The sequence below is a fragment of the Streptococcus sp. 477 genome, assembly GCF_013277295.1.
Classification (GTDB): Bacteria; Bacillota; Bacilli; order Lactobacillales; family Streptococcaceae; genus Streptococcus; species Streptococcus pseudopneumoniae.
In genome coordinates, this window is sequence record NZ_VMMQ01000106.1 from 1 (window position 1) to 3717 (window position 3717).

Consider the following 3717-nt stretch of genomic DNA (forward strand, 5'->3'; position numbering starts at 1 on the left):
GAGTAGAGACCAGATTCGTTGATGATCAACATATCCTGTGTTCCACCACTAGTAGGGATGCCCTGTTTTAGGGCGTCCTCTTCATCAACGTGAAGAGCAATCGCATTTCTAGCCTTGCTATATCCTAGGATGTCTGCAACATCTTTCCCAACGAACCACGGCTCGTCATCAATTGTCAAAGTACGGACTTTCTGCCCGTGAAAATTAAAAATTTCGTTCATAATATTCCTTTCTAAATTTGATATAATGAAATAAAACTCGCCAGAGCTATTTAAGTAAAGTATTTTTAAACGACTGTTTGACAGATACTATATGAGGCGCTTCACGGTTATTTATATAATCAACCTGAATAAGTGTCTCTGGCACTTCATCTTTCTTTGTTTCCCAAATTATCTTGATACCTTGAAGACAAATATCTTCTGTTTGAAAATCAACCCCGTTCAAAATAACTCGTGGAATACTAGAGTCGCTATCTATCTTAATTTCTAAATTTTGAATTGGTAGTAAATTTTTTGATAGGCTGCTCATATCTCTTTCCTTCCTATTGTTCTCCCCATTTTGCTATAATTAAAGCAGATCCTTGAGAAATTCTTCAAGTTCCTTACGCTGAGACTCAGCAAGCTCTGCTCTTTCAATAGCTTGCTGAGTCATCAGTGTTTTAAGACTACTACTTAATTTTTTTCTATCGATGTAACTATTTTTAAATTCCTTATTTGCCATATCTCTTTCCTTTCTATTTTTCTCTCCTTTTTGCTATAATAAAAGCAGAAAGGAAGTGATCTAATGCCACAAATCACCAATGATAATGTCCAGATTTGGACACTCTATATCACAGTAATAATTGCAGTTATCGGTTTTGTTTTTAATACCATTTCACTCTGGCAAACAAAGAAAGCTACAGAGGATATGGCAAAGCCTTATATTAATGTTTATGTAGATGTCTATGCAGTTAAAAATCAACAACGTACCTTTGTTTTTAAAAACTTTGGCCAAACTCCAGCATATATAGATAATATTCAGATAGATGGCGAATTGGATCCATTGAATTCTGTACACCGCTTCAACTCACTTATCGGAAATATGATTGCCCCAGGACAAAAATTTACATCATCAATAGACCCAGATTATAAAGGTCGAATTACACTGACAATTACTTACTCCGATAGCAAGAAACACAAATATATAGACAAGTTTGTACTTGATGCTACATTGGCATCTGCAATGTTCTACACTGTAAACGAGAGCAATAAAAGCGATTCTCCAGCTACAGCTATCAGACAATCGACCATGGCTCTATTACGCGATCTACGATAGAACCATCTCCGAGCGATTTTACAGTTCAAACATCACGTAAGAATTCAATTTTTATCTCAACAGTTTCATCGTCAAGTGTATTGGCGATGATTTTATTTTTTGCGTCAATCGCTTCGTTCAAGTCTTTACAAGTTAATTCATAAAATACATTTACATTTGCATTCATCTCTTCCCCTCCTATTAGTGAATTTTTTTGTTCTATTTTTTGTTAGCAATTCTATCCATTGTATCTAAAGTAAGTTTTTGTATCTCTTTTCGTGCTTGCAATTCATTGTCAAAAAAATTCTCAAGCATTTCGGTCAATCTATTCGAATATCCTCGCAATAGCATTACCGTCACCAAAAATGAAGTAATAGCTGATACAATGACCACATAAAGAAAAACTTCCATCTTCCCCTCCTACTCCAGCACCTTACTGCCGACTACCAATCGTTTAACGACAACGTCCATCTCCTTAAATTCGGCATTCTCTGCACAGTAGCGGACGCTCTCGCTGATGATGTGACAAATAGATACGCCGTATTCGTTCGCCAGCTCCGTAGCGATCTCCCAGGCATCTCTGTCAATCCGTGTTACTTTTTGCGCTGCGTTGTTCATAGTATTTCCTCCTACAACATATCTTCTACCCTACACCCTAGCGCCTTGGCAATGACCACCGCCTGCGACAGCGTCACCGCCTTCAGGTCGTTCTCGATCCGTGACAAGGTCGTGTAGTCTATCAAGGTTCGCTTGGCAAGCTCACGCAAGCCCAGCTTTTGAGCCGTTCTCAGCTCCCTCATTTTCGCTCCATACATCGACTTCTTCCTTTCTACTAATAGGTCTTTTCAAAACTGTTGGTACTTGTCAACAGTTTTGATAGAATTATTCTATCGATTTTGAAAAAGTTTGACCTTCTTTGATGTTAGGTGTTTTATTTCACTTTTCGTGAAGTCTGGGGTGTGAATATATCGCCCAATTCTTTACCGAAATAATGGGCGATTTTGAACATTTCACTCAGTTTAAAATCTTGTTTACCTAATTCTTTGTTGCGATAGCTATTCTCGCTTTTTCCAATAACATCTGCCATTTCTTTCTGAGAAATATTCTTTTCCTTCCTCAGTTTATATAAAAGAATTTGCAAACCATAATCACCTCCTATTCATTTTAAAAAAACCATTTCCAGATGAAGTACACCCAGATAAAACCGGTTAGCATCCAGCAGACCACATTCCAAAATTTCTTCTTGTCTTTCATGACAAATCTTTCGAGATATGCTATACTAATAGTGAGCTTTGGGGCTTTCGCCCCGCTCACCCCACTTCTATTTCAAGAAGTGTTTGATTAACTCAACACTGGCTGTAATCACTGTTGAGATAACCAGAGCCTTAGGACCGTCAAGCCATGGCTCTTTTTTTGTTGCCTTTTCAGGCTTTTTGCGTCTCCGCATATCTCTTTTCCTCCTGTATTTATTTGATTGATTACCTCAACCATGATTTAATTATACCTCACTTTTCGTGAAGTGTCAATAGTTTTTTTGCGAAAAAACAAAAAAACTTTTCTTTCCGTGAATATTTTGTTATAATCTACTTAATAAAACACTCAGGAGAAATATATGACTGACAAAGAATTAGCTATATACATCGGAACAAAAATAAAAGAATATCGATTACAGCGCGGATTGACGCAAAAAGAATTAGCTACTTTAGTGGATATGGGTGATACAACTATAGCAAACTATGAAAAAGGTTTCCGTACTCCTAAAAAGAATACTTTGTTTAAAATATCCTCTGCTCTCAGCGTAACTATTGACGATTTATTTCCACCTATTCGTAAAGCAGACACCCCCACAGCGTCCCCAGATTTGCTCACACAGCAGATAACGGACAAGGTGGTACAATTAACCCCAGATAATAAAAAAATCGTCCTACGGACTTCTGAGGAACTTCTGGAGAGGCAAAAAGCAAACGGCGAGATGTACACAGAGCAAAACGAAGAAGAAACGAAGAAAAACGAAGTGTCGGAAGTTATCAGCTTGTATCAAGTTGAGGTTGTATCTGAGACGGCAGCAGCTTCTGGATTTAACTATGGATTCGATTACGACGATACAGATAGAGAGACTATAGAGGTTGACGAGCAACCACCACGCCACGATATTGCGACTAAGGTAAGCGGAGACTCCATGCAACCTGACTACCAAGACGGAGATATTCTCTATTTAGTAGACAAGGGACTGACCACCTACAACGGAGACCTAGCAGTTATCGCATACGGAGACCGTTCTTACTTCAAAAAGATCTATACCGAAAACGGACGCTTACGCCTCGTATCACTCAATGACAAGTACGAAGACATCACCCTAGACTTCCCACCAGCCGAAGACACACACATCAAGATTTATGCAGTAGTCGGGGTGTATAGAGGGGA

General features: G+C 38.5%; 11 protein-coding genes. 2 read left to right on the top strand and 9 right to left on the bottom strand.

The window, feature by feature from the left end; all coding sequences use genetic code 11:
• The 3 genes from HT691_RS10835 to HT691_RS10845 form a co-directional block, all read right to left on the bottom strand.
• Window positions 1-221: BRO family protein (locus tag HT691_RS10835; protein WP_275690604.1), on the bottom strand; the 221-nt coding region annotated here is incomplete at its 3' end.
• Window positions 222-267: 46 nt separating this feature from the next.
• Entirely contained in the window at window positions 268-528 is a 261-nt protein-coding gene (locus HT691_RS10840) for a hypothetical protein (protein ID WP_000097024.1), read from the bottom strand.
• Between the two features lie 39 nt (window positions 529-567).
• The gene (locus tag HT691_RS10845) at window positions 568-720 is read right to left on the bottom strand and encodes a hypothetical protein (protein WP_165852420.1); all 153 of its coding nucleotides are present in this window, start codon (window positions 718-720) and stop codon (window positions 568-570) included.
• A 63-nt stretch (window positions 721-783) separates the two neighbouring features.
• Here HT691_RS10845 and HT691_RS10850 point away from each other — a divergent pair, with 63 nt between their 5' ends.
• Window positions 784-1314 (top strand): hypothetical protein, encoded by a 531-nt coding sequence (locus HT691_RS10850; RefSeq protein ID WP_001135683.1) that lies wholly within the window; start codon window positions 784-786, stop codon window positions 1312-1314.
• 25 nt (window positions 1315-1339) lie between these two features.
• Here the strand turns inward: HT691_RS10850 and HT691_RS10855 are convergent, their stop codons facing one another.
• The 6 genes from HT691_RS10855 to HT691_RS11585 all read right to left on the bottom strand — a co-directional run bounded on the left by HT691_RS10855 (window position 1340) and on the right by HT691_RS11585 (window position 2740).
• Complete coding sequence (locus tag HT691_RS10855; RefSeq protein WP_000993373.1) at window positions 1340-1480, bottom strand: hypothetical protein; 141 nt, start codon at window positions 1478-1480, stop codon at window positions 1340-1342.
• A gap of 32 nt (window positions 1481-1512) precedes the next feature.
• Window positions 1513-1704, bottom strand: coding sequence for a hypothetical protein (locus HT691_RS10860; protein ID WP_000451679.1), 192 nt, complete (start codon window positions 1702-1704; stop codon window positions 1513-1515).
• Window positions 1705-1713: 9 nt separating this feature from the next.
• Entirely contained in the window at window positions 1714-1911 is a 198-nt protein-coding gene (locus HT691_RS10865) for a hypothetical protein (RefSeq protein ID WP_001057655.1), read from the bottom strand.
• An 11-nt stretch (window positions 1912-1922) separates the two neighbouring features.
• Complete coding sequence (locus tag HT691_RS10870) at window positions 1923-2108, bottom strand: helix-turn-helix transcriptional regulator (RefSeq protein ID WP_000274132.1); 186 nt, start codon at window positions 2106-2108, stop codon at window positions 1923-1925.
• Window positions 2109-2224: 116 nt separating this feature from the next.
• Entirely contained in the window at window positions 2225-2434 is a 210-nt protein-coding gene (locus tag HT691_RS10875) for a helix-turn-helix transcriptional regulator (RefSeq protein WP_001166514.1), read from the bottom strand.
• Between the two features lie 180 nt (window positions 2435-2614).
• Window positions 2615-2740: a hypothetical protein gene (locus tag HT691_RS11585; RefSeq protein WP_007284831.1), complete on the bottom strand. Its 126-nt coding sequence runs from the start codon at window positions 2738-2740 to the stop codon at window positions 2615-2617.
• A gap of 165 nt (window positions 2741-2905) precedes the next feature.
• Between HT691_RS11585 and HT691_RS10880 the strand changes: the two genes are divergently transcribed.
• Window positions 2906-3717, top strand: an 812-nt coding sequence (locus HT691_RS10880; RefSeq protein WP_172925374.1) for a S24 family peptidase, incomplete at its 3' end; no start/stop codon positions are given.

Excerpts from the sequence above, each read along its gene's own strand:
- HT691_RS10840 (WP_000097024.1), bottom strand. The coding sequence starts at position 528 with ATGAGCAGCCTATCAAAAAATTTACTACCAATTCAAAATTTAGAAATT.
- HT691_RS10845 (WP_165852420.1), bottom strand. The coding sequence starts at position 720 with ATGGCAAATAAGGAATTTAAAAATAGTTACATCGATAGAAAAAAATTA.
- HT691_RS10850 (WP_001135683.1), top strand. The coding sequence starts at position 784 with ATGCCACAAATCACCAATGATAATGTCCAGATTTGGACACTCTATATC.
- HT691_RS10855 (WP_000993373.1), bottom strand. The coding sequence starts at position 1,480 with ATGAATGCAAATGTAAATGTATTTTATGAATTAACTTGTAAAGACTTG.
- HT691_RS10860 (WP_000451679.1), bottom strand. The coding sequence starts at position 1,704 with ATGGAAGTTTTTCTTTATGTGGTCATTGTATCAGCTATTACTTCATTT.
- HT691_RS10865 (WP_001057655.1), bottom strand. The coding sequence starts at position 1,911 with ATGAACAACGCAGCGCAAAAAGTAACACGGATTGACAGAGATGCCTGG.
- HT691_RS10870 (WP_000274132.1), bottom strand. The coding sequence starts at position 2,108 with ATGTATGGAGCGAAAATGAGGGAGCTGAGAACGGCTCAAAAGCTGGGC.
- HT691_RS11585 (WP_007284831.1), bottom strand. The coding sequence starts at position 2,740 with ATGCGGAGACGCAAAAAGCCTGAAAAGGCAACAAAAAAAGAGCCATGG.